The sequence below is a fragment of the Lentzea sp. NPDC005914 genome, from assembly GCF_040629405.1.
In the GTDB taxonomy this organism is placed as follows: Bacteria; Actinomycetota; Actinomycetes; order Mycobacteriales; family Pseudonocardiaceae; genus Lentzea.
In genome coordinates, this window is sequence record NZ_JBEXVQ010000028.1 from 107,057 (window position 1) to 130,505 (window position 23,449).

General features: G+C 69.1%; 20 protein-coding genes. 11 read left to right on the plus strand and 9 right to left on the minus strand.

The features are described from left to right. The first annotated feature begins 112 nt into the window (after positions 1–112). Both ABZ345_RS32880 and ABZ345_RS32885 read left to right on the plus strand, forming a co-directional pair. The gene (locus tag ABZ345_RS32880; protein ID WP_359857366.1) at positions 113–736 is read left to right on the plus strand and encodes an NAD-dependent formate dehydrogenase; all 624 of its coding nucleotides are present in this window, start codon (positions 113–115) and stop codon (positions 734–736) included. Further along, entirely contained in the window at positions 675–1,148 is a 474-nt protein-coding gene (locus ABZ345_RS32885; RefSeq protein WP_359857369.1) for an NAD(P)-dependent oxidoreductase, read from the plus strand. The genes ABZ345_RS32880 and ABZ345_RS32885 overlap by 62 nt, the downstream gene beginning before the upstream one ends. A gap of 72 nt (positions 1,149–1,220) precedes the next feature. Here the strand turns inward: ABZ345_RS32885 and ABZ345_RS32890 are convergent, their stop codons facing one another. Next, positions 1,221–1,724 (minus strand): hypothetical protein, encoded by a 504-nt coding sequence (locus ABZ345_RS32890; protein WP_359857372.1) that lies wholly within the window; start codon positions 1,722–1,724, stop codon positions 1,221–1,223. A gap of 139 nt (positions 1,725–1,863) precedes the next feature. Here ABZ345_RS32890 and ABZ345_RS32895 point away from each other — a divergent pair, with 139 nt between their 5' ends. Genes ABZ345_RS32895 through ABZ345_RS32905 form a run of 3 tightly spaced genes read left to right on the plus strand, consistent with a single transcriptional unit; the run spans position 1,864 to position 3,792 of the window. Continuing rightward, positions 1,864–2,289, plus strand: coding sequence for a helix-turn-helix domain-containing protein (locus ABZ345_RS32895; protein WP_359857375.1), 426 nt, complete (start codon positions 1,864–1,866; stop codon positions 2,287–2,289). Beyond that, positions 2,286–2,756, plus strand: a complete 471-nt coding sequence (locus tag ABZ345_RS32900; RefSeq protein WP_359857378.1) for a hypothetical protein — start codon at positions 2,286–2,288, stop codon at positions 2,754–2,756. Before ABZ345_RS32895 ends, ABZ345_RS32900 begins: the two co-directional genes overlap by 4 nt. Further along, on the plus strand, positions 2,749–3,792 hold the full coding sequence (locus tag ABZ345_RS32905; RefSeq protein WP_359857381.1) for an MAB_1171c family putative transporter: 1,044 nt from the start codon (positions 2,749–2,751) through the stop codon (positions 3,790–3,792). The genes ABZ345_RS32900 and ABZ345_RS32905 overlap by 8 nt, the downstream gene beginning before the upstream one ends. On the opposite strand, the gene ABZ345_RS32910 is transcribed toward ABZ345_RS32905, so the two are convergent. Further along, complete coding sequence (locus ABZ345_RS32910) at positions 3,793–4,407, minus strand: hypothetical protein (protein WP_359857384.1); 615 nt, start codon at positions 4,405–4,407, stop codon at positions 3,793–3,795. It lies immediately after the preceding gene. 360 nt (positions 4,408–4,767) lie between these two features. Between ABZ345_RS32910 and ABZ345_RS32915 the strand changes: the two genes are divergently transcribed. From ABZ345_RS32915 to ABZ345_RS32940, 6 genes are all read left to right on the plus strand, one after another. Next, complete coding sequence (locus ABZ345_RS32915) at positions 4,768–6,708, plus strand: molybdopterin-dependent oxidoreductase (protein ID WP_359857387.1); 1,941 nt, start codon at positions 4,768–4,770, stop codon at positions 6,706–6,708. Then, positions 6,709–8,478, plus strand: coding sequence for an NAD(P)H-dependent oxidoreductase subunit E (locus ABZ345_RS32920; RefSeq protein ID WP_359857390.1), 1,770 nt, complete (start codon positions 6,709–6,711; stop codon positions 8,476–8,478). After that, a complete protein-coding gene (locus tag ABZ345_RS32925) occupies positions 8,475–9,332 on the plus strand; it encodes a 2Fe-2S iron-sulfur cluster-binding protein (RefSeq protein WP_359857393.1) in 858 nt (285 codons plus the stop codon). Before ABZ345_RS32920 ends, ABZ345_RS32925 begins: the two co-directional genes overlap by 4 nt. A gap of 74 nt (positions 9,333–9,406) precedes the next feature. Continuing rightward, entirely contained in the window at positions 9,407–10,894 is a 1,488-nt protein-coding gene (locus tag ABZ345_RS32930; RefSeq protein WP_359857396.1) for an aldehyde dehydrogenase family protein, read from the plus strand. Then, positions 10,891–11,877, plus strand: coding sequence for an acyl-CoA dehydrogenase family protein (locus ABZ345_RS32935; protein ID WP_359857398.1), 987 nt, complete (start codon positions 10,891–10,893; stop codon positions 11,875–11,877). The genes ABZ345_RS32930 and ABZ345_RS32935 overlap by 4 nt, the downstream gene beginning before the upstream one ends. 26 nt (positions 11,878–11,903) lie before the next feature. Further along, positions 11,904–12,218: a hypothetical protein gene (locus ABZ345_RS32940; protein ID WP_359857401.1), complete on the plus strand. Its 315-nt coding sequence runs from the start codon at positions 11,904–11,906 to the stop codon at positions 12,216–12,218. Here the strand turns inward: ABZ345_RS32940 and ABZ345_RS32945 are convergent. The 7 genes from ABZ345_RS32945 to ABZ345_RS32975 form a co-directional block, all read right to left on the minus strand. Then, the gene (locus ABZ345_RS32945) at positions 12,162–13,712 is read right to left on the minus strand and encodes a thiopeptide-type bacteriocin biosynthesis protein (protein ID WP_359857404.1); all 1,551 of its coding nucleotides are present in this window, start codon (positions 13,710–13,712) and stop codon (positions 12,162–12,164) included. The genes ABZ345_RS32940 and ABZ345_RS32945 overlap by 57 nt on opposite strands. An 8-nt stretch (positions 13,713–13,720) precedes the next feature. After that, positions 13,721–15,235, minus strand: coding sequence for a YcaO-like family protein (locus ABZ345_RS32950; RefSeq protein ID WP_359857407.1), 1,515 nt, complete (start codon positions 15,233–15,235; stop codon positions 13,721–13,723). Then, positions 15,232–16,632: a hypothetical protein gene (locus ABZ345_RS32955; RefSeq protein ID WP_359857410.1), complete on the minus strand. Its 1,401-nt coding sequence runs from the start codon at positions 16,630–16,632 to the stop codon at positions 15,232–15,234. Before ABZ345_RS32955 ends, ABZ345_RS32950 begins: the two co-directional genes overlap by 4 nt. Further along, the gene (locus ABZ345_RS32960) at positions 16,629–17,708 is read right to left on the minus strand and encodes a hypothetical protein (protein ID WP_359857413.1); all 1,080 of its coding nucleotides are present in this window, start codon (positions 17,706–17,708) and stop codon (positions 16,629–16,631) included. The genes ABZ345_RS32955 and ABZ345_RS32960 overlap by 4 nt, the downstream gene beginning before the upstream one ends. Then, on the minus strand, positions 17,705–20,107 hold the full coding sequence (locus ABZ345_RS32965; RefSeq protein WP_359857416.1) for a lantibiotic dehydratase: 2,403 nt from the start codon (positions 20,105–20,107) through the stop codon (positions 17,705–17,707). Before ABZ345_RS32965 ends, ABZ345_RS32960 begins: the two co-directional genes overlap by 4 nt. Beyond that, positions 20,104–20,283: a thiazolylpeptide-type bacteriocin gene (locus tag ABZ345_RS32970; protein WP_359857419.1), complete on the minus strand. Its 180-nt coding sequence runs from the start codon at positions 20,281–20,283 to the stop codon at positions 20,104–20,106. The genes ABZ345_RS32965 and ABZ345_RS32970 overlap by 4 nt, the downstream gene beginning before the upstream one ends. A 105-nt stretch (positions 20,284–20,388) precedes the next feature. After that, positions 20,389–23,073 carry a BTAD domain-containing putative transcriptional regulator gene (locus tag ABZ345_RS32975; protein WP_359857421.1) on the minus strand — a complete coding sequence of 895 codons (2,685 nt, stop codon included), beginning with the start codon at positions 23,071–23,073 and terminating at the stop codon, positions 20,389–20,391. Positions 23,074–23,449: the final 376 nt, after the last annotated feature.

Here is a 23,449-nt window from a genome sequence, read left to right on the forward strand (position 1 = left end):
TGTGCGTTCTCTACGACGACCCGGTGACCGGCTACCCGACCTCGTACGCCCGTGACGATCTTCCCTCCTCGAGCGGCTACCCCGCGGCCAGACGCTGCCGACTCCGTCCTCAGTGGACTTCACGCCCGGCCACCTGCTGGGCAGCGTGTCCGGTGAGCTGGGCCTGCGGTCGTTCCTGGAGTCGGCCGGTCACGAGATGGTCGTCACCTCGGACAAGGACTCCGCTGATTCCGTCTTCGATCGCGAGCTCGCAGACGCGGACGTGGTGATCTCCCAGCCGTTCTGGCCCGCTTACCTGACCGCCGAACGGTTCGCTCGCGCTCCCAAGTTGAAACTGGCCCTGACCGCGGGCATCGGCTCCGACCACGTCGACCTGGACGCGGCCATCGCACACGGCGTCACGGTCGCAGAAGTGACCTACTGCAACAGCATCAGCGTCGCCGAGCACGTGGTGATGTCGATCCTGAACCTGGTGCGCAACTTCGTGCCCTCGCACCAGACCGTGCTGAACGGCGACTGGAACATCGCGGACTGCGTGGCCCGCTCCTACGACGTCGAGGGCATGCACGTCGGCACCGTCGCGGCCGGCCGCATCGGTCTGGCGGTTCTTCGCAGGCTGGCCCCGTTCGACATGCACCTGCATTACACCGATCGGCACCGCCTGCCTTTTGGAGGTGGAGCAGGAACTCGGGCTGACGTTCCACGCCTCGGCCGCGGAAATGGTGCCTTCGTGTGACGTCGTCACGATCAACGCGCCGCTGCACCCCGAAACCGAGGGCCTGTTCGACGACGAGCTGATCGCCGCGATGAAGCGCGGTGCCTACCTGATCAACACGGCTCGAGCCCGGATCGCGGACCGGGACGCGGTGGTGCGGGCGTTGCAGAGCGGTCGCCTCGCCGGATATGCGGGCGACGTGTGGTTCCCGCAGCCCGCGCCGTCGGATCACCCGTGGCGCGCGATGCCGAACCACGGGATGACGCCGCACATCTCCGGTTCGTCGTTGTCGGCTCAGGCTCGTTATGCGGCAGGCACGCGGGAGATCCTGGAGTCGTTCTTCGCGGGCACGCCGATCCGCGACGAGTACCTGATCGTCGATGGCGGCAAGCTGGCCGGAACCGGCGCGCACTCCTACGCCGTCCGGGGCTAGCTCAGCTACGACGAAACGACAAACCGGGGGCCGGTGAACGATGCACCGGCCCCCAGCCCCTCTCTCCTCAGATCAGCTGCCGGTGGCCTTGCCGTCGCCCCACAGTTGGGCCGGCCCCCACGGTTTCTGGATTTCGAAGTGGTGCGGGTGCGCGACGGTGAGACTGGTCCAGCAGTACTTGTGGTAGCCGTCGAGCTTGAAGTTGACCGTGGGCCCCTTCTTGCCGTCGATGCCGTCCTCGTCCCACATGATCACCTTGACGATCTTGCTCTTCCAGCTCGGATCGTCGCTCTTGGTGCCGCGCAGCTCCACGCAGGCCTTCCCGGCATTTCCCCGGCCAGGGGGCTTGAACTGGCGTGAGTCCAGGGTGCAGCACAACTGGAAGTCGAAGGTGAACGGCAGGGTCGCGGCGGCCGTGCCGGACACGTCGTCGACGGCGCCGGGCACCTCCGGGGCCGCGACCGGCAGGGCGTCGACCACCTCTTCCGGATTGTCGGCCGCCATCGCGGACCCGGTGAAGAGCATGGTTATGAGCAGCACCGCCGTACTCACGGCAGCAAGCGTTCTGGTCAGCATGGATTCCCCCTCCATTTGCCTCAGTTCATGAGGCGCCATGAGCAGTAAACTGAGATGTCCAGACGCTGTCAACTGGCGTGCAGGAGAAAGCCGCCGTTCGTGCCACCTGAGTTCATGGGCTGATCGGTAGGATGTCGCCATGTCAGATGACGGAGGGGTGCTGGCCGCGCGGGTTGACCACTTGTTCCGCACGGTGCGGGCGAATGACGGCGGCGAGTACACCTTCGAGGAGGTCGCCGAGGCGATCAAGGCCAAGGGCGGTCCCACGATCTCCGCCACCTACCTGTGGCAGCTGCGCAAAGGGGTGCGGGACAACCCGACCAAGCGTCACGTCGAGGCACTGGCGAGCTTCTTCGGCGTGCCGCCCGCGTACTTTTTCGACGATGCCGAGGCCGCCCGCATCGACGCGGAGCTGATGCTGCTCAACGCGTTGCGGGACGTGCCGGTGCGCCGGCTCGCCCTCCGCGCCAGAGGTCTGTCGGACAAGAGCCTCGCCACCATCGCCGACATGGTCGAGCGGGTGCGTGAGCTCGAAGGGCTGCCCCCGGAGGACCGCTCGAAGTGAGCGCTCGGAGGCTGCGGAAGCTCCTGCGCGGCTTGGACATCCCGGTCCCGTTCGACGTGACGTCGTTCGCGGGCCGCATCGCCGCACGCCGAGGCAGGTCGATCCACCTGAAGCCCGTCGCGCGACTCACCGGCGTGTGCGGTCTCTGGATCGCCACCGACGACGCGGACATCATCTTCTTCGAGAAGGAAACCGTGCCGTTCCACCAGGAACACATCGTGCTGCACGAGCTGAGCCACGTGCTGTGCGACCACTACCCGGCCTCGGCGAGCCTCACCGAGCTGGCGGAACTCCTGCTGCCCAGCCTCGATCCCGTTCTGGTCCGGCGCGTGCTCGGCCGTGCCGGGTACTCCACCGAGGAGGAACGCGAGGCGGAGTTGCTCGCGACCCTGATCCGCCAGCGGGTGCACACCGGCACCACGCTGGCCGACAGGCTTCGTGCCGCGTTCGACGGCTTCCATGGGTGAGCTCCTGCTGCGGTACACGCCGCCCGCCGCCGCGTGGCTGATGGTGTTCAGCTGGCGCGACGGCCAGGACGCGATCCGGCGGCTGTTCCTGGGGCTCGCCGTGTCGCTGACCGCGCTCACCCCGGCGGTGCAGGTCGCGGCGGAACACCTGACGGGAGTGGGCACCCTGGCGCGGTTGCTCGGCCACGCGGGCATGGTGTTGGTCGCGTGGTCTGCGCACGATCTCCTCGCACACCTCAACGGCATGCGGCGCAGCCGGTGGAGCACGTGGTGGACGGCGGGCATGTTCGGGTTGATGTGCCTGTTCTTCGCGCTGAAGCCGAGCCTGCTTCCCCAGGCGCCGTGGGTTCTCGAGTACTGGGTGGCGTACCTGCTCGCGCTGACCCCCGCGTTCGGCAACGTGATCCGCCTCGGCCTGCGTTACGCCCGCAGCACGTCCGACCGGGCTCTGCGGCTCGGGTTGCACCTGATCGTGGCCGGTGCGGCGATGGCGTTGGGGTACCTGGTGAACAGGGCCGTGCGCGTCGGGGCGAGCCGCTTCGGGTACGACTACCCGCTGGGGTGGAGCTTCTGGATGAGCGCGGTGCTGCCCAACGCCGCCCACGTCGTGGTGCTGATCGGCGCCGCGGTTCCGGCAGCGGCGGCCTGGTGGCGCAGGTACCGCCAGTTCACCCGCCTGGAACCGATCTGGCGGGCGCTGGCCGACGCGGATCCCCGAATCGCGCTCAACCCGCGCGTCGGCTGGTGGAACATGCGGATGCGCCTGTACCGGCGCGTGATCGAGATCCGCGATGGCCTGCTCGACCTTCAGCCTTGCCGGGACGCCGACGTCGCCACTGCCGCGCGGGGGAGGTCGGCGAGTCCGGCGGAGGTCGAGGCCGCGGTGATCGCCGCCGCCATCAGTGCGCGGGGTGTGGTGCCGGCCAGGGTGGAACCCGGTGCGGGCGCACCGGATCTGGACGGTGACACCGCGTTCCTGTGTGAGGTGGCGGACGCGTTCTCGCTCCTGGACGATCGCCGCGTGCTGCAGAGCTAGTCAGCCTGGCAGGCTTGTGACCACGGCGCCGTTCTCGTCCAGGACGCGGATGCTCGGCACGTCCTGCGCGTCCACTGACAGCACGATGCGGGGCCGGCCCTTGGAGTCGTTGAGCGCGAGCACCGCGCCGTCCCCGGTCGACCAGACCAGTTCGACCCTGGTGGGCATTGGCGGTGTCTGCTCGACGGGCAGGCGCGGGTCGGGCATCTGCTTGAAGAACAACGCGGCCGCGCCGTGCTCGCCCTGCCATTGAGTGCCCAGGGTGATGGCCTGCGCGTTGACGTAGTCGAGGGAAAAGCTGGCCTGCGACGCCCCCGCGACGATGCCGCCGCGTTCAGAGCCGTTCTCGTCGTTGAAGATCAGATAAGTGCCGTCCTCGGGCCCTTTGCGCTGCTCGGCCGGGATCACCTTGCCGCCGATGATCACCGGCGGGCGCCGCGTGTCGGCGAGCACGCGCTGCCGGCGCCTGTTGTCGCGCACGGTGAAGGACTCCCTGGCCTGCTCACCTCGTGTCTCGGTTGGGCCGGCGATTGCGTGCGGGGTGACGGCTGCGCCTGTGGTGACCGCGAGTGCGGCTCCCCGCAGGGCGGCACGCCTGAACAACGGTGGTGTCATGCGCGCCAGTGAACCGGTGGCGCGCCTGATGATCACTGGGGCAGGCCACCGTTGCCGTGGTGGGGCGAGCCCCCTGGGAGAGGAACCCCGCGGTTGCCGCTTTGTGCCGCATGGCTGGCGCTGCTGGTCGGAGGACGTGTTCCCAGGCGGTTCCTGGACTTCCTGAACGACGCGCATCGTCGCGGCCTGCTCCGCAGATCTGGAGCGTCGTACCAGTTCCGGCACGCCAGCCTGCAGGACCATCTCGCGACTTCGTACCTGACTCGCCCCTGCTGGCGCGGCGATCAGGCTAAGAAAGCGCGACAGGGGGCTAGCGCATACCGAAGATTGCATACAGTATGGACGACAGGAGGTGTCGTGATGAGCAGGCGGAAGAAGACCGAGCCCTACGTGCGGCTCACCCAGCCGCTGGTGCGCGACGCAGGCGTCCTGCGCCCGGCCACCTGGGACGAGGCGCTGGACCGGGCGGCTGAGGGGTTCAGGCGGAATGTCGCCAAGAACGGGCCGGACGCGTTCGGGATGTTCTCCTGTGCCAGGGCCACCAACGAGATGAACTACATGGCGCAGAAGTTCACGCGGGCGGTTATCGGCACGAACAACGTCGACTCGTGCAACCGCACGTGTCACGCGCCCAGTGTGGCGGGGCTGGCGAAGGTCTTCGGCAGTGGTGGCGGTACCTCCTCCTACCAGGAGATCGAGGATGCCGACCTCATCGTGCTGTGGGGGTCTAACGCGCGTGAGGCGCACCCGATCTTCTTCCAGCACGTGCTGAAGGCGGTCAACAAGGGCGCGAAGCTGTACGTGGTCGACCCGCGGTTGACGAGCACTGGCCGGTGGGCGCACAAGTGGTTGCGGCTCAACGTCGGCACGGACATTCCGCTGGCTCATGCCATCGCGCGCGAGATCATCGCGTCCAACCTCACGAACATGTCGTTCATCGAGCGGGCGACCGAAGGGTTCGAGGAGTTCGTCAAGGCCGTCGAGCCGTGGACGCTGCCGGTGGCGGAGCTGGAGACCGGTGTGCCCGCTGAGCTCATCCGCGAGCTCGCGCACGCCTACGCCAAGGCCGATCGCGGGCAGCTCAGCTGGACGCTCGGCATCACCGAGCACCACAACGGCACCGACAACGTGCTCAGCCTCATCAACCTGGCGCTGCTCACCGGGCAGGTCGGGCGGTACGGGGCCGGGCTGAACCCGTTGCGGGGGCAGAACAACGTGCAGGGCGGCGGCGACATGGGGGCCATCCCCGACCGGATGCCCGGGTTCCAGGACATCACCGACCCCGAGATCACGGCCAAGTTCAACGCCGCGTGGGGGTCGGACATCCAGCCGAAGAAGGGTTGGAACCTCACGCAGATGCTCGAGGCGATGGAACGCGGTGACATGACCACCGTCTACATCATCGGCGAGAACCCTGTGCAGTCCGAGGCCGACTGCGAGCACACGATCAAGCGACTGTCCAACTTGGACCACATCGTCGTGCAGGACATCTTCCTCACCAAGACCGCGCAGATGGCGCACGTCGTGCTGCCCGCCGCGGCCGCGTGGTGCGAGACCGACGGCACGTTCACGAACAGCGAGCGCCGGGTCCAGCGAGTCAGGAAAGCCCTGAACCCACCCGAGGGCGCGCGCGACGACATCGAGATCATGAGCCAGATCGCCGAACGGCTCGGTGCGCCGTGGCAGCACATGACCGGAGAGAAGGTCTGGGACGAGCTGCGCAGCCTGTCGCCGTTGCACACCGGCATGAGCTACCAGCGGCTCGAAGCGCTCGGCGGCATCCAGTGGCCGTGCCCGAGCGAGGACAGCCTCGAACCCAGCTTCCTGCACGGCCGGTTGTGGGAGGAGGACCCGGTCAAACGCGGTATGCCCGCGACGTTCTCGCCGGTCCTGCACAGTCCGCCGGTCGACGAGCTGACCGAGGAGTTCCCGTTCCGGCTCACCACGGGACGCCGGCTCGACTCCTACAACACCGGGGTGCAGTCGGCCGGGTTCGAGTCGCCTCTGCGCAAGGGCGAGACGCTCGACCTGTCACCGCAGGACGCGAAGAAGCTCGGCGTCCAGGCGGGCGAGGAAGTCCAGATCACGTCCAGGCGCGGGCAGATCCAGGCTCCGGTGCGGATCGACGACGGACTCACGCCCGGCCTGGTGTTCATGACGTTCCACTTCCCGGACGAGATCGACGTCAACATCATCACCATCGAGGCGACCTGTCCGATCGCGGGCACCGCCGAGTACAAGGCGGCGGCGATCAGGATCGACAAGCTCCCGGTGTCCGCTGTGTCCGGGACGGGGGCCTGAGTGGACCTCAAACTCCTCGACGTCGAGCCCAGCGAAGCCGAACGCGTTGTCGTCGACTTGTTCACCGGCATGGGGCGGGACCAGTTGCTGCCCGCCCTGCACGCGGTCAACGACCGGGTCGGCTGGATCAGCCAGGGCGCGCTGAACCACATCTGCCGCGTCCTGCACATCCCGCCGGCCGAGGCGTACGGTGTGGCGAGCTTCTACTCGTTGTTCTCGCTCACCGAACGCCCGGCGAAGATCACGCACGTCTGCGTCGACCTCGCCTGCCAGGTCAACGGCGCGAAAGCGTTGTGCGACAGGCTGACCGACGAGCTCGGTCCGGTGGGGGCGAAGAGCGGCTGGCTGCGCAGCCCGTGTCTCGGGGTGTGCGAGAAGGCTCCGGCGGCGCTCGCGTTCGAGGCGGGGGAGGTCGCGAAGGAGCAGCTCCTGGCGCCCACCCACGCCGGTGAGGTGATCGCGGTGGCGGCCGCTGGTCCCTCCCCTGTGGACGGTGAGCGCGCGGAGGTGCCGCAGGCCGGTTCCGCCGGCCTGCGGCTGCTCAAGCGGATCGGCGTCGTGGATCCGGAGAGCTTGGACGACTATCGGGCCACGGGCGGCTACCACGCGTTGCGCACCGCGCTCCTGCTCGGGCCGTCCGGAGTGATCCGCGAAATCTCCGACGCCAAGCTGATGGGGCGTGGCGGCGCGGCGTTCCCGACGGGGCGCAAGTGGGACGCGACCGCACGCCAGCCGGTCCGGCCGCACTACCTGGTGTGCAACGCGGACGAGAGCGAGCCCGGCACGTTCAAGGACCGGCTGCTCATGGAGGGCGACCCGTTCGCGGTGATCGAGTCGATGACGATCGCCGGGTTCGCGGCCGGGTGCTCGCGCGGCTACCTCTACCTGCGTGGCGAGTACCCGCGGGCGTTGCACCTGCTGCGCAACGCGATCGCGAAGGCGCGCGAGCGGAACTTCCTCGGCGAGAACATCATGGGCCACGAGGGTTTCTCGTTCGACATCGAGATCCGCCGCGGCGCCGGCGCGTACATCTGCGGCGAGGAAACCGCGATCTTCAACTCGATCGAGGGCTTCCGCGGGGAACCGCGCTCGAAGCCGCCGTTCCCGGTGGAGTCGGGGCTGTTCGGCAAACCGACCGTGGTCAACAACGTGGAGACGCTGGTCAACGTGCCGGTGATCCTCACGGAGGGGTGCGAGGCGTACACGCGCATCGGCACCGCGGGGTCCACGGGGCCGAAGCTCTTCTGCCTGTCGGGCAACGTGAGTCGTCCGGGCGTGTACGAGGTGCCGTTCGGCACCACGCTCGGGGAACTCCTCGATCTGGCGGGTGGCGTGCCGCCAGGCCGGGAGCTGCGAGCGGTACTGCTCGGCGGGGCGGCAGGCGGGTTCGTTCGCCCGGACGAGCTCGACCTGCCGCTCACCCTGGAGGACGCGCGCGCCGCCGGCACCACGCTCGGCTCCGGTGTCGTGCTGGTGCTGGACGACACGGCCGACCTGGGCAGCTTCCTGGTGCGCATCGCCGCGTTCTTCCGCGACGAGTCGTGCGGGCAGTGCGTGCCGTGCCGGATCGGGACCGTGCGCCAGGAGGAGGCGATGCACCGGCTCGTCGGCAAACGCCCGCTGAGCACCAGCGCCGCTGATCTCCAGCTGCTGCGGGAGGTCGGGCAGGTCATGCGCGACTCGTCGATCTGCGGACTCGGTCAGACCGCTTGGAACGCCATCGAATCGGCTCTCGACCGGCTGGGTTACGCAGAGGAGGCGACGAAATGACGATCGTCGAGATCGGGCTTCCGAAGCGGCTGGTCGAGTTCACGTTGGACGGCGAAAGTGTGCGCGTGCCGGAGGGTGCGACGATCCTGGACGCCTGCACGGCGGCGGGAAAGTCGATCCCGACGCTCTGCTACGGCGACACGTTGAAGCCCGCAAACGCTTGCCGCGTCTGCATGGTCGAGGTCGAGGGATCGCGCACGCTGGTGCCGTCGTGCTCGCGCAAGGCCGAGCCCGGCATGGTCGTGCGCACCGACTCGGAACGCACGCAACACAGCCGCAAACTGGTGCTGGAACTTCTCGGGTCCGCCACGGACCTCTCCACCACGCCGCACGTGGACGAGTGGATGTCCGCGTGCGGCGCCGACCCCTCCCGGTTCGGCCCTGACGCCGAAACGAAACTCCAACCGGCCACAGTGGACAATCCGCTGTACGTCCGCGACTACGGCAAGTGCATCATGTGCTACAAGTGCGTCGACGCGTGCGGCGACCAGTGGCAGAACAGCTTCGCCATCTCGGTGGCTGGTCGCGGATTCGACGCGCGGATCTCCACGGAGTTCGCGACACCGTTGCCCGACAGCGCTTGCGTCTACTGCGGCAACTGCATCGAGGTCTGCCCGACCGGCGCCCTGAGCTTCAAGCGCGAGCACGACAAGCGCGAGGACGGCACCTGGGACGAGTCTGCTCAAACCCGGACCACGACCATCTGCACGTTCTGCGGTGTCGGGTGCAACCTCACCCTGCACGTCCAGGACAACGAGATCGTCAAGGTCACTTCTCCGCACGAAAGCACTGTCACGCACGGAAACCTGTGCATCAAGGGACGTTTCGGCTGGCAGCACGTGCAAAACCGTTGATCAACTGGGAGGGCGCTCCGATGTCGTTGATCCTCAAGCCCGGAACTTCCTGGAACGACGTGTATTCGCGGTGTGTGAAGATCGCACCCGAAGCGTTCCACGACGATCGGCTGCTCAACCACTTCGGCGGCGGATGGAGTCGTTCGGGCGAACCGATGCCCGCTACCACCCCGGTCGACGGGTCCACCATCGCGGGCCCGCCGTTCCTCGACTTCGACGTCGCGGGCCGTGCGGTGGTCGCCGCCGTCGACCAGCACATCGAGTGGCGCAACGTGTCTCTGGCCGAACGCAAGGCACGGGTGTCCGAGGCGCTGGACGCATTGACCGAGCATCGCGACCTGCTGTCGTTGCTGCTGGTGTGGGAGATCGGCAAGCCGTGGCGGCTCGCGACGGCCGACGTCGACCGCTGCATCGAAGGCGTGCGCTGGTACGTCGAGGAGATCGACGGGATGCTGGAAGGCCGGTCGCCGTTGTCCGGCCCGGTCAGCAACATCGCCTCGTGGAACTACCCGATGAGCGTGTTGATGCACGCGATGCTCGTGCAGGCGTTGGCGGGCAACGCGGTCATCGCCAAGGCGCCGACCGACGGTGGCGTGAGCTGTTTGACGCTGGCCACGGCTTTGGCCGTGCGGTCCGGGCTGCCGTTGACGCTGGTGAGCGGCAGTGGGGCCGAACTGGCGCCGGTGCTCGTCGGATCGTCGTTCCTCGGATGCGTGTCCTTTGTGGGCGGTCGTGATGTCGGCAGCGCCATCGCGACGCGCCTGGTCGACTCGAACCGGCGGCACGTGCTGGAGCAGGAAGGCCTGAACTGCTGGGGCGTCTGGGAAACCGACTCCTGGGACATGCTCGGCACGCAGATCCGCAAGGCCTTCGACTACGGCAAGCAGCGCTGCACCGCCTACCCGCGCTACGTCGTGCAGCGGTCGTTGTTCGACAAGTTCCTCTCGGTGTACCTGCCCGCTGTCCGCGAGGTCACGTTCGGCCACCCGCTCGCCGTCACTTCGCCCGACGACGAGCTGCCGGCGCTGGACTTCGGGCCGTTGATCAACGACGCGAAGGCCAAGGAACTCGGTGACGTCGTGGACGAGGCGATCCGGGCCGGTGGTGTGCCGCTGTACCGGGGTTCGCCCGCCTCCGGTCGCTTCCTGCCCGGCCAGCAGACCGCCGCCTACCTGGCGCCGGTGGCGATCCTGGACCCGCCGCGGTCCTCTGTTCTGCACCACGCGGAGCCGTTCGGGCCGGTCGACACGATCGTCCTGGTGGACACCGAGGCCGAGCTGCTGGCCGCGATGAACGCCTCGAACGGTGCCCTGGTCGCGTCACTGGCCTGCGACGACGAGGCGACGGCACGGCGGTTGAGCGAGGACGTCCAGGCGTTCAAGGTCGGGATCAACAAGCCGCGTTCGCGTGGTGACCGGGACGAGGTGTTCGGCGGGCGCGGTGCGTCGTGGCGCGGTGCGTTCGTGGGCGGCTCGTTGCTCGTGCACGCCGTGACAGAGGGTCCGCCCGATGAACGGCCGTACGGCAACTTCCCGTCCTACTCGCTCTACCCGCCCACGTGACGTATCGGGCGGACCTGCTCCGCATCGTGCAGAACGTGGTGGCGCCCTCCGCCGCCGATGTCGATCAGCACGCCCGCTTTCCCCGCGCTGCCCTGAACGCGTTGGGCGCACGCGGTCTGCTGGGCATGACGATCTCCCGCACGGTCGGCGGCGGAGGTCAGGACCTGAGGTCGGCCGGACGGGTGGTCGAACAGATCGCTCTGGTTTGCGGTGCAACGGCTTCCGTGCTGCGCTCGCACTACTCCGCGGCGGCCGTGCTGGACCGGTCCGGCCCGCACTGGCTGCGCGCGGAGATCGCCGCTGGTCGTCATCTGTCGACGCTGGCGGCGTTCGGTGCGGGCGGCGAGGTGTCGACGCACGGCGACGTTGTGCAGGTGCGGGCGCGCAAGAGTTGGGTGATCGCGGCTGGGGAGGCGGACAGCTACGTCTGGTCGTGCGGCTCGGCGCTGTTGCTGGTCCCTGCCGAGGCGCCGGGGTTGCTCGTGCCCGCCGACCACGCCCGGATGGGCCTGCGGGGGACCGTTGCCACGTGTGTGGAGGCCGATCCGGTGCGGGTGCCGGCGTCCAACCTGCTGTGGGCGGAGGAGCTGGCGTTTCCGTGGTTCCTGGTGCTCGGGGCCGCTGTGTCGCTGGGCCTGATGGAGGGTGCGCTGGCGGCCGCGCTCGGGCATCTCGGTGGTGGTGATCGGCGGACGCGGGCGGATCTTGCCCGGATGCGGTTGCGGACCGACTCGGTTCGCGTGCTCTACAACGACACCCTGTCGGCGGTGACGTGGCATCCGGAGCGATCCGTTGACCGGGTGCGGTTGCTGGCCGTGACCGCGACCGAGGCGGCTGTCGCCGTGACGGACCGGGCGATGAAGGTGTGCGGGGACGCGGCGTTTCGCCGGGATCTGGGCATTGAACGCCGGTTCCGGGACGCGCGGGCGGCCGCCGCGATCGAACCGACGGTCGACTCCCTGGTGGATTCAGTGGAGATCTAAAGATCTGTTGGAATAGGGTCGCGGGCATGTCCTACGGACCACCGGAACAGCAGTGGAGCCAGCCACCGGGCCAGGCGGCGCCTCCGAAAGGGCCGTTGCTGGGGCTGGTGGCGCTGGTCCTGGGCCTGGTCGCGGTCGTGGTGACCTTTCTTCCGGTGGACCTGACCGGCGTGCGCGCCTACCTGGCTTGGGCGGTCGGGTTGCCCGGACTGGCGATCGCCGCCCTCGGGCTGCTCGGGCACCGCCGCGGCAAGGCGATGGCCGGGATCGGCGCGATGCTGTCGCTAGTGGCGTTGGTGATCGGGGCGATCGCGCTCGCCAACGTCGCCGGCCTGCTGTGAAGCCAGGGGCAGGAAGTAGACGAGTGCGTCGTCCACGCCGTCGAGCCCGATGACGTCGTGGGCGATGTCGTCGTAGAACCCGCCGACGAGCCCCGTTCTGATGCCCAGGTTCGCCGCTGTGACGGTGAGGTTCTGCGCTAGATGTCCGGCTTCGGTGAACGCGAACCTCAACGCTCGCAGGCCGTACGTGCGCCTGAGCGTGCCGATCTTGACGTACAGCGCCAGGACGGCCGGAGTGTTGCCGAGCTCGGTGGTGCCTTTGCCGAACCACATCGAGGTGGCCTCGAGGTCTTCCGTTGACGGGGCGCCGGCCAGGCGGATCAGCGTCCGGTCGACCTCGTTCACCTCGTAGCGGGCCGGTTCCAGGCCGTCGACGCTGAGGGCCAGGAGTCTGAGGCGGGCGCAGTACTGGGCTCCGGCGCTCGGGTAGGGCCACCTGCCGTCCTGGGGTGACATCGCGGTCCACAGCAGTGTGCCGAGCTGGTCGGCGGTCAGTGTGCCGTCGAGGTCCCGGCTGGTCCTGCGGGCTCTGAACGTGGTGGCCAGCTTTGTGTCCACTTCGGACTTCAGTGGTGTGCCGGGCAGCGTGATCCACGGTTGGGGTTCGGGTTTGCGCGGGAGTTGGTCGCTGAAGCCGTTGAGGAACTTGCTGGCTTCCAGGTAGCGGCGGTCCGGGGCGTCGGCGCCGTCCGCGTGGAAGTCGGTCAAGCCGGTGGGGGACAGGGCGGCGGCCGCGGTGGTCCAGCAGATCATGCGTTCTTCGTTGGGGCTGATGCCCAGGCGGTTGAGCAGCATGTGCAGCTGGGAGGCCCAGACGTACGGCAGGTGCTCGCCGATGCGGTGCCGGGCTTCTCTGATCGAGGTGGCCCAGTGTGCGGTGGCACCGGTTGGTTCGCGGTGCCATCGTTCGGCCAGTTGCCGGCCGCGTTCGGAGATGAGTTGGTGGGCTGCGTTGTGCGAGCCGATCGTCGGAGCCGGGGCGTACTCCTGGACGTTGCGCCAGCCGGTGCCGAGGCTGCGCAGCCAGGAGGCGGCTTGGGGCAGGTCGAGGTCGAGTGCTTTCGCGGTGGCCATGGTCAGTTGGATGGCGGCGGTGAGTTTGGCACTGTCGGTGCGGGCGGCTTTGAGGACTGCGACGGCTACTTCTGTGCTGCGGCAGAACACTTCTTCGGCGATGGGGAGTGCTGTGGCGCCGCCGTAGCGCTCGGTTTCCGGGATGTACTCGACCTCACGGACGTGGCCGTGCGGGAGCCAGTCTGGTTCGTCTTGGTCCGTGGCGAAGTCTTGCCGGGCGATCAAGTTGCGCAGGGTTTCCTGGAGCTCGCTGGTGTCGCCGGCGTTCTTGATGCGGACGCGCAGGTGGGGGCCGGTTTCCCAGTACCGCAGGAAGTACCACTCGTGGGGCGCCATGACCGGCGCGAGCGTGTCGGCGATGAACGTGTCGACGTCCGCTCGTTTCCACGAGACCCTGCAGTGCAGGCCGGTCCAGGTCACAGCTGCTCCTAGGGGAACGGGTGGGGGTGCGGGTTGAGCACTCGCGGCAGCCGCGGGATGCCTTGTGTGCGGCGGAGTCGGTGGCCGAACGTCATCGGCAGCGTTCCGGGCACGATGACTTTCGCCGAGTACAGCCCCAGCTTGGTGACGGTGTGCGGGTCCGACTGGTCGACCGCGATCACCTCGAGTTGTCTGGCGTAGCTGTCGAGCAGTTGTCTCAGGTCCGTGTGGTTTCTCCTGTCCTGCAAGACCTTCGGCTTCTCGTCGCTGACCAGGAACGCGTGTCGCTCCGCGGCCTCGTGCAGGGTGTTGACCGCGACGTGGTCGTCCATCGACCTGACCTGGTACGGGTCGTCGAGGAGTTCTCGCAGGCCGGTTCTTGGTGTGAACGACTCGACGTCGACCACGACCTCGGCCGCGGCTGAGCGCAGGGCGGCGACCGGGTCCGGGCTGGCACCGGCCGCGAAGAACGCTCGCGGCAGGTCCGGGTTCTCGGTTCTGGCCAGGGTCAGCACGGCTGGGATGCCGAGGTCGTTGGTGGCGTCGAGGAACAGCAGCTCGTAGCCGAGTTCTTCGAGACGATCGGTGCAGTGCAACAGCATCGGGTCGTCGGGCAGCTGGATTCTGGTGAGCGGTGTCCTGGCGTACCAGGCCATCAGGAAGGCATCGCGTTCGGCGACCTCGAACAGGCCGTGCAGCACCGCTTCGGTGAGGCTGTTGCCGAGGCCGCAGCCGTTGGACGTCTCGTAGACGAACCGCTGCTCGGGCGGGGTGGGAACGGCGAAGTACGCGACCTGCTCCGGTACCAGGAGTGGCTTGTCCTGGCTGTACGACCAGCCTTCGACCCAGCGCATCACCAGATCCGGGGTGTAGCGCTGGTCTTCGTCGTTGAGGCCCAGGCGTGTCGGGTCGAGTGCTGTGCCGGGGTCTAGTTCGGCGAACGATGCTTCGACCGTGCGCTGGCGTTTGCGAGGCTGCATGCCGTTGTAGCGTTCGATGGCTTCGAAGAGCGCCACTCGTTCCGCTTGTTCGAACGTTGTGGTGCGACCGTGGCCCGCCACGTGGTCGACGAGCTCGGCTGTGACCGTGGCGAGTGGCAGTTGCCCGCTGCGGTAGAGACTGGTCACTGGTCCGTGCCGGAAGTCCACCAGTGCCGCTTTGAGGTTGTCCACTGTGGTCAGCTCGTTCGCCGATCTGAGCTGGTGGTGCTCGACCGGGATTTCGGTTTCCGTTGGGGCTGTGTAGTTCTGTTCGCACGGCCTGACTCGGTGGGTGGACACCACTCCGAGGTCGGTGCGGACCGCGATCACGGCACCTTCGTGGGCGTTGAGCGTGTCGATCAGGGGGCGGAAGGCTGGTGCGATGAGGCCACCGAGTCGCATCTCCGGGTTGTGCCGGGGTGCCTCGGGAGCGGTTGCGGCCAGCCGGGCTTCTTCCGCGCATTTCGTGCAGGCGCCACCGATCAGGACGAGGCCGCCGTCTGCGCGCAGCGATGGGGGATCGCCGAGGGTGTAGGTGATCATCGCAGGCCGCCGAGGACGTGCTGGAAGCGTTCTTCACCCGGCGATCTGTGGTGCGGGGCGGCGCCGTTGAGGTGGGCTGTGCCGTCGCGTCCGGCTTGGGCGTGGCCGGTGGCGGCCAGGGCGGCGAAGGCCACGGCGTCCGCGGCTGTTGCTTCCACGGCCCACGCCAGGAGTTGGCGGCCGTGATGGATTTCCGCCTTGTAGGCGCCTGGGGCGAGTTGCTGGAGTTCGAGGCCGGCCGGGACCGCGAACCGCTCGGTCAGGGCCTTCCACCACCTTCGGGCGGTGGGGTCCGAAGTCCACTCGTGGTCGGGAACCGGTGTGCCGACGAGAGGACGGACGGCCCGGCGCAGTGCGGTGCCATTGGCGTGGAGTTCGTCGATGCCGTCGGATTTGAGGGCGTTGAGCGCGGCGTCCAGGCGGGCGGCGTCGGCGGTGGTGCCGATGCCGAGGGCGTCGCCGCAGAGGGCGAGCTTGGCCGGGATCTGGGGGAGGGCGCCGAACGCCGGGGTGTCGACCAGGCCCAGTTCCGGGTCGGTGAGGGCGTCGAGCGTCTGCCGCGGGTCGGCTGGACCGGTGAGCAGGGGGTGGTAGGTGGCGCGCAGCGGAGTGGACCGGGCGACCAGAACCAGAGGGCAGGGTGTCTCGGCGAACTCGACGGCAGGATCGGGGAGTCCTGCCACCGCGCACACCAGACGGTGGATGGCAGCAGATCCGATGAGTGCGGCCAGGACCGTGGTCGGTTCTCCGGCGAGACCGAGTCGGGCGGCGATACGCATAGTGACTTCAGTGTTGAGCGAAATAAATACCTCGTCGATGGGCAGGACATACCCAACGTCCACCCCACAACCCGCCAGGACAACGAGACCGCCGAGGGAAGCCTTGAGAACGGCAGGCACCGACTCGTGCACGTTCGTGAGCGGAATCGCGTCGCTGACCGGCCCGTCCCCCCGCGCGATCGCCAGCCCCACCGCGTCCGCCGCCCGTGTCGCCGCCTCCACCAGCGGCCCGCTTCCCGAGATCGTCACGCTCACCGACCGCAGCCGGCGCCAGGCATCCACCGGATCTGCCGCCGCCGACTCCAGCCACTCCGCGACCTCGGCCGATGGCCCGCCCGCACCCCACTCGGCGGACATCGGCACGAGCATGTCGTGCTCCCGCAACTGTTCCAGGATCAGCTCGACAGCCGCCCTCACCGCGGGAGCCGTTCCTTCGGGCACTCCCAGCTCGGAAGCCGGTATGCCCGCGGACAGTTGCGGCGCCAGGCGTTGCCACACGCGCCAAAGGCCCGCCCCGCCCGTGAGAGTGCAGGAAGACGACCAGCCGCGCAGGTGCAGGCCGTCGGCGGTCGGGGTGGCTTGCACGACAGGGCGCAGGCGCACCAGCACGGGCGTCACCCGGCCTTCGTGAGGGCGGCGAACTGGTCGGACCAGGTGGTGCCGAGGATCTCCTGGGCGGCGCGGGCGAGCAGGTAGCCGGCGGCGTAGCGCTCCATCGGCGTCACGTCGAGGACGGCCAGGAGTTGGTAGAGGACGTTGGTGCCGCAGCGGTAGACGGTCATGTTGCGTTCGATCTCGGGCTGGGAGAGGTCGACGCTCCACAAAGCACTGTGGTACTCGCTGAACGACGTGCGCAGGGACGGGTCGTGGCGGCGGATGGCGGCCGGGTCGCCGATCTCGTGGGCGCGGGAGCCGTGGCGCGGGTTGTGGCCGGACTCCAGCAGACCGGCGTCGTAGGAGGCTTCAGCTGCCAGGCGCATGGAGATGGTCCACGTTTGCCAGGCGGCTTCGACGGCCGTGGTCGGGTGGCCCCAGGCGACGCGGGACACCAGCGAGCGTGCGGAAGCGGCGTTGGCGGACCAGACGGCCTCCAGCGAGGCGCGGACCGTGCCGGCAGGGTCGCAGGCGAGCAGGAACTCCTCCACGTGCGAGAGGAACGAGTGGTAGCCGTACTGCAGGCCCGCCGGATAGCGGCTCGCGTGCACGGCCATCGCGGTCAACGCGAGCTCGGCGCGCGGGATCGAGAAGGACTCGCGCAGGGCAGGGAGCCCGAGACGTAAACCCTCGAAGCGCAAGGCGATGTAGGCGTCGGGAACCAGGTCCCGCAGCCGGTCGACGGAGGTCGGTTCGATGCGCACGGAGTTGTTGGCGTACAACGGTGTGAAGGGCGGCAGGAGCAGTTCGGCCACGGCGGCGGACGAAGCGTGGGCGAACTGCTCGGCCTCGGACAGTTCCACTGTGGACGGATGGGCGGCCACGTAGGACCGGAGCAGCGAGGCTACCAGAAGAGCCGCTGTGTCGGCGGACGGGCCCGAGAGGCGGACGCGGATGTGCGGGCCGCGCAGCCAGTGGCGTTCGACGTGGCCCACGACGTCCGGGAAGGCGGATGTGGCGGCGGCCAGGGAAGGCAGGACGCCGTCACGGACCAGAGGGGCCTTGATCGGGTCGTGGTAGTAGCAGACGACGTCGGTCACTCGGCCCTCCGGTAGGTCTCCGCGAAGATCTCGAGGACCTGGCCGGACGGCACGGGCAGGGCCTCGGTGAGCTGGACGCGGTCGCGGTAGCGGGTCAGCAGGCGGGGGAGGCTGCGCAGGTGCAGGGCGTTGGTGAGGTCGACGTACTGGGGTTTCGGGCCGTTCATGCGGGCCACGTAGTCCTCGCGCGACGACACGACGCCTCCCATGCCGGCGAACAGCTGCGCGGGCAGGCCGAAACGAGCGCGGAACCGGGTCACCGAGGCCGCGTCGGCGAAGTCCAGCGCGGCGGCGGAGAACTCCCAGGTGCGGCGGGCCAGCAGCACGTCGCGGTAGCGCAGGCGGTCGGCGAAGAGCACGTCGCCGGAGTTCGTGAACGTGCGCAGCAGCGACAGGTCGGCGGCACCGCACGCGAGGTCGGCGTGCAGGGCGGCGACCCGGCCGGGCAGCGAGATCGGCATGAGATAGCCGAGGTAGAGGACGTCGACGGCGGGACCGGAGTGGCGGCGCAGGCGGAGCTCGTCGCGTTCCTGGTCGTGGAAGAGCTCGAAGGCGTCCGGGGTGTGGTCGGCCCAGCGCGGGTCCTCGCCGATCTCCACGCGGCTGAGCAACGGGTGCAGGTTCGGGTTGAAGCCCTGGACCGGGCGGTACTCGGCGAAACCGCGCGGGAACACACCGTCCAAAGTGGCCCGCACGGACGCGTAGGCCTCCGGTGGCAGCATGTCCAGGAAGCGGCCGGGGAAACGGCCGAAGCCGTCGTAGATGTGGTTCACCACCAGGCCTTCGGCGCAGGGCTGGGCGAAGAAGCCGTAGGAGACCGGCCGGGTCTTCATCCACGACGGCAGCAGGTCGGCGGCGGCGTCGACGGCCTCGTCGGTGATCACACCGTCCTGCACGAGATCGGCGACCTGGGCGCGGCTGGCACCCAGGCCGCCGGTCGGGGCGGAGGCCAGGGCATCCAGGAGCAGGGGAGCGCACTGCGCGAGCCGGGCGGATCCGCCGCGGCCGAACTCGACCACGAACTGGTCGCGGATGTACCGGCGGATCGCGAGGTGCCGGTCGAACAGCATCAGCAGCGGAGTCAGGTCGGCTAGCGAGCGGGCGCCGTCGTAGCCGTACGCGCGACCGAGGCGAACCGGTTGGGGCAGCACGACGTCCTCGCTCAGCGGGACGACGCCGGTGAGGTCGGTGCCGACCGCCGAGCCGAGTTCCGCCCACTGCGCGGCCAATGCGGCCAGTGCGGCGGGACGTTCCGACGACGACAGCTCCCCGAACGCCGCGGTCGAGCGGTGCAGCGACAGGACCTGGTCGGCGAGCGCGGGGCGTCCGGTGTCGCGCAGCCACGAGGCCAGCGACGGACAGGCCAGCGGGTCCTGCGGGTCGACCGGCAGCACCGGGACCAGCAGCTTGATGTCCAGCAGCAGCGCGACATAGCGCTGGGCGCGGTCGGACTCACCGTCGGGCAGGCGGGTCGCGAGCGCGCTGGCGAGCTCGGCGGGACTGATGCCCTTGGGGTTGGCGGCGGTGAGGCCGACGAGGAACTTCAACGGCGGGTTGGACGCCAGCTCGACGTTCTCCTCGGCGCAGAGGTAGGCGCGCAGCGGGCCGGAAGCCGGGATGTCGCGGAGGAACTTCAGCCGGCCGTCGTCCTCGTGCACGTCCGGCGCGAGGCGGTGGGGGTGCTCGAACTGCCGTGTGCGGTCGGCGACGAGAGCGGCGACCAGCCGGGTCAGCAGCATCTGGCTGACCCGCGTGACGGCGACCGGGGTGCCCCACTCGGGGGCAGGGGCGTCGGGGGACCACGTCGCCCAGCCGGTCGAGGTGTACCAGGAAAAGGGGCTGGTCTTCGACGTCGCGCGCAGGGCGTAGCGCAGCACGGTCGGTTCGGCCTTGCGGGCACGGCGGTCGTCCGAACCGGCGCGCGTCAGGCCCTGCCACAGGTCGCGTCCACTGAGGACAGCCGCTCGGAGCAACGGTTCCGAGGCGCGCAGCGAGGCGAGCACCTCGCGTTCGGCCGCCAGCGCCACCGGCTCCGACGAGGCGGCCTCGGCCTCCAGCGCCGCACAGGCGTCCATCAACTCGAACCACGTGTCCAGCGATGGAATCCGCAACGACGCGGCAGCGTTGCGCAACGCGGGCTTGGGCATGCGCCGGTTGTGGACGTCACGGCGCAACGGCAGAACGACCCGCCGGTGGAACTCGCCGGGGTGCGCGCCCGCGCTGTCGTGCAGCAGGTCGCACAACGGACCGGCCAGAGCGGCCAGTTCCCTCTCCTTGTCCGCCAACGCCTCCACTGCCCGCCGGAACGGCGCCGCGGCTGCGGCGCCGTCCGGGTGCGGCAGGGCCGCCAGACGCACGAGTGCGTACGGCGCGAGTTCTCCCTGCACGCGATCGGTCATGAGTTCTGGACTGGGAGCTGCGGCTGGTGGCAGCTGCTGCAAGAGCCGCTGCTGCACGAACAGGACGAGGGCCCGCCGGACGCGCCGGACTCGGGCAGCGCGACCGAGTCGCGCATCGAGGTGACCGCGAGGTCACCGAGCTCGAGGTCGTCGAGGTCGAACGAAAGATCCTTCATGCCGTAGTCCTTCGCATTAAGTTGTGTCGAACTGGCCGGGAGGGCCGTCCGACCACGCTGGCAAAGCGCGATACGGCACGGATCGCGCTTTGCTTGATCGCACGATTACAAGCGGCCCCGCACCTCGTCGGCCTTGGGCTCGCCCAGCTCCTCGAACAACGTCACCGACTCCAGCCAGCACTTCTCGGCGCCACGCCGGTCCCCGAGCCCGTCGAGCGCCAGTCCCAGGTTGTCCAGCGACTCGGCCTGCCCGTAGAGGTCACCGATCGCGCGGAACATCTCCAGCGCGCGCTCGACGTACGACACGGCCTCGGGGAAGTCGAGCAGCCCCCGGTACACCTCGCCGATGTTGTTGAGCAGGATCGCCTCGCTGTACGGGTCCTTGATCTCCTGCCGGATCTCCAACGCGCGCAGGTAGCGCTCCAACGCCTGGCCGAACCGTCTGGCGTCGGCGTGCAGCAGCCCGATGTTGTTCGAGATAACGGCTTCCGTGTGCAGGTTGCCCAGCTCACGTGCGATCTCGGCGGCCTGCTCGTAGCACGACAACGCGTCGTCGACCCGTCCCAGCACCATGTACGCGATGCCGAGGTTGTTCAGCGTCGGTTCCTGCCGCGACTTGTCACCGACCGCGCGGAAGATCGACAGGGCTTGCCGGTAGCACTCGACCGCCTCGTCGTGGCGCCGGATCTCGCGCAGCCCGATGCCGAGCGTGATCAGCATCCGCCCCTCGGCACTGCGATCACCGACCGAACGTGCGGCCGCCAGAGCCACGGAATGCGTGTCGATCCAGTCGGCCCAGTGCTTGCGCAGGTTGAAGAAGTCCCACAGGCATTGAGCGAGGTTCCAGCACTGCTCCGGCAGTCCGTGCTCGGCCGCGTCCCGGATGGCCGCCACCAGGTTGGCGCGTTCCGTGTCGCACCACAGCAGTGCGGCGTCGCGGTCGGCGAACGTGCGCGGGTGCACGGCCGGGTCCGCGGTGCCGATCTCCAGCTTCCGGACCGGGTTGAGCTGCAGTTCGGCGTGCCACGACGTGTGCAGGAACCAGTCCAGCACCCGTCGCCGTGCCAGGTCCCGTGCGGGTGGCGGATCCGCGGCCATGACCTGCTCAACGGCGTAGGCGCGCAACAGGTCGTGCAACCCGTAACGGCCGGGCGTGTGCTGCTGCAGCAAATGCTCGTCGAGCAACGTCTCCAGCAGGTCCTCGGTCTCGTACGCGGTCAGCCCGGCGAGAGCGGCGGCGGACTCGGCCGTGACGTCCTCACCGGGGTGGAGTCCGAGGAGCCTGAATAATCGTCGCTGGTTGTCCGGCAACGCCTGGTAGGAGAGGTCGAACACGCCTCGCGCGCCGAGACCGCCGCCTCGTTCCAGCTGCGCCACCAGGTCCCGCACGGTCCACTGTGGACGGCGGGCCAGCCGTTTGGCGGCCAGCGCGACGGCGATCGGCAGGTGCCCGCACAGCTCCGCGACCCGTTCCGCTGCCTCGCGATCGGCCTCCACGCGGTCGGCGCCGGCGATCCGGGAGAGCAACGCCACCGCCTCGCCGGGCGTGAAGACGTCCAGGAAGAGCGACTTCACCCCGTCCAGTCTCAGCAGCGTGCGGCGGCTGGTGATCAGCACGAGACACGACGCGCTGCCCGGCAGCAACGGCCGGACCTGGTCCTCTCCCGCCGCGTTGTCCAGCAGCACCAACGCCCGTTTGCCCGCCAGCCGGTCGCGGTACAGCGCGGCCCGTGCCTCGAGCGACTCCGGGATCTGCCCGCCGGGAACGCCGAGCAGACGCAGGAAGCTCTCCAGCACGGCAGCGGGATCCGCGGGCAGTTCGTCCGCGTCGAAACCGTGCAGATCGGCCCACAGCTGAACGTCCGGATACCGCTGCACGAGCTGATGCGCCGCCCGCACGGCCAGCTTCGTCTTGCCGACGCCCGCCATGCCCTCGATCGCGGAGATCACGACCGTGGTCTGCGGCCCCGGTTCGCACAGCTTGCGGAGCTCGGCCTCGCGCCCGGTGAACTCGGCGATGTCCATCGGCAGTTGACGGTGCGCGTTCAACGTCGCGGGCGAGGGGACCCGGCTCTCGAGGATCACCTGCTGCAGCTGCCGCAACCGCGCGCCCGGCTCGACCCCGACCTGCTCGACCATGTGCTTGCGGGCGGCCGCATAGGCCTCCAGCGCCTCACCGCGACGGCCGGAGCGGTCCAGCGCGAGCATCAGCTGCGCCCAGAGCTCCTCGCGCAACGGATGCTGCGCCGACTCACGCCGCAGCCGGTCGATCACGTCGTCGAACCGGCCCAGTTCGAGTGCGGCCTTGGCATACCGCTCGACCGCGGTCAGCCGTCGTTCCTGCAGCCGCGTCAACTCCGCGCGCAGCAACGGTCCCGCGCTCAGCTCGGCGGTCGGGACGCCGTGCCAGCGGGAGAGCGCCTCGCCGTAGAACCCTGCCGCGGCCTCGACGTCGGCTTCGTGGGCCGCTTCATCACCCTGGCGCACCAGCGAGTCGAACGCGTCGAGGTCGAGCTCGCCGGGTTCGACGACGAGCTGGTAGCCGTGACCGGGCCGGGTGATCAGCCGTTCGCCGAGGACTTTCCTCAGACCGGCCACGTACGTGCGCAGGTTCGACTCGGGCGAAACGGGCGGCGAGTCCCAGACCGCCTCGGTGAGCTGTGCGACGCTGACCGCCTGGTTGGCGTGCAGCAACAGCATCGTGAGCACCGCTCGTTGCCGGGGTCCGCCCAGCTCCAGCGGTGTGCCCGACCGCCTGACCGCCAGCGAGCCGAGCAGCAGGAACTCCACAGGCGCATCTCTCCTCAACGTTCGGGACCGAGCCATCCTCGCGTACTTCGGCGGCCCTGTGCGGCGCCTGGGCGAAATCTGTGCGCGCCGCCTGACACCTTTGTACCCAGATCCGGTACCTGCGCCGCCGGGCCCGAACCCGGGACAGGGGGTCGGCGCAGTTGCCGGGTCCGGTTCCCCCAAGAACCCGGCCGACGTGTGAAAGTCACCGCGCACGTCGGCCACCTTTAGACCGGTGGCCCGGTCGGGTCCCCCAGACTGCGCCGGGCCACCACCCCCTCCTAGGCCGTGTCCTGCAAGTCTCGTCCGCGACAGTCGCGGCCGAGGGGCCCGGAGACGGCACCGCCGAAGCACCCGAATACGCCCGGTATGAGGC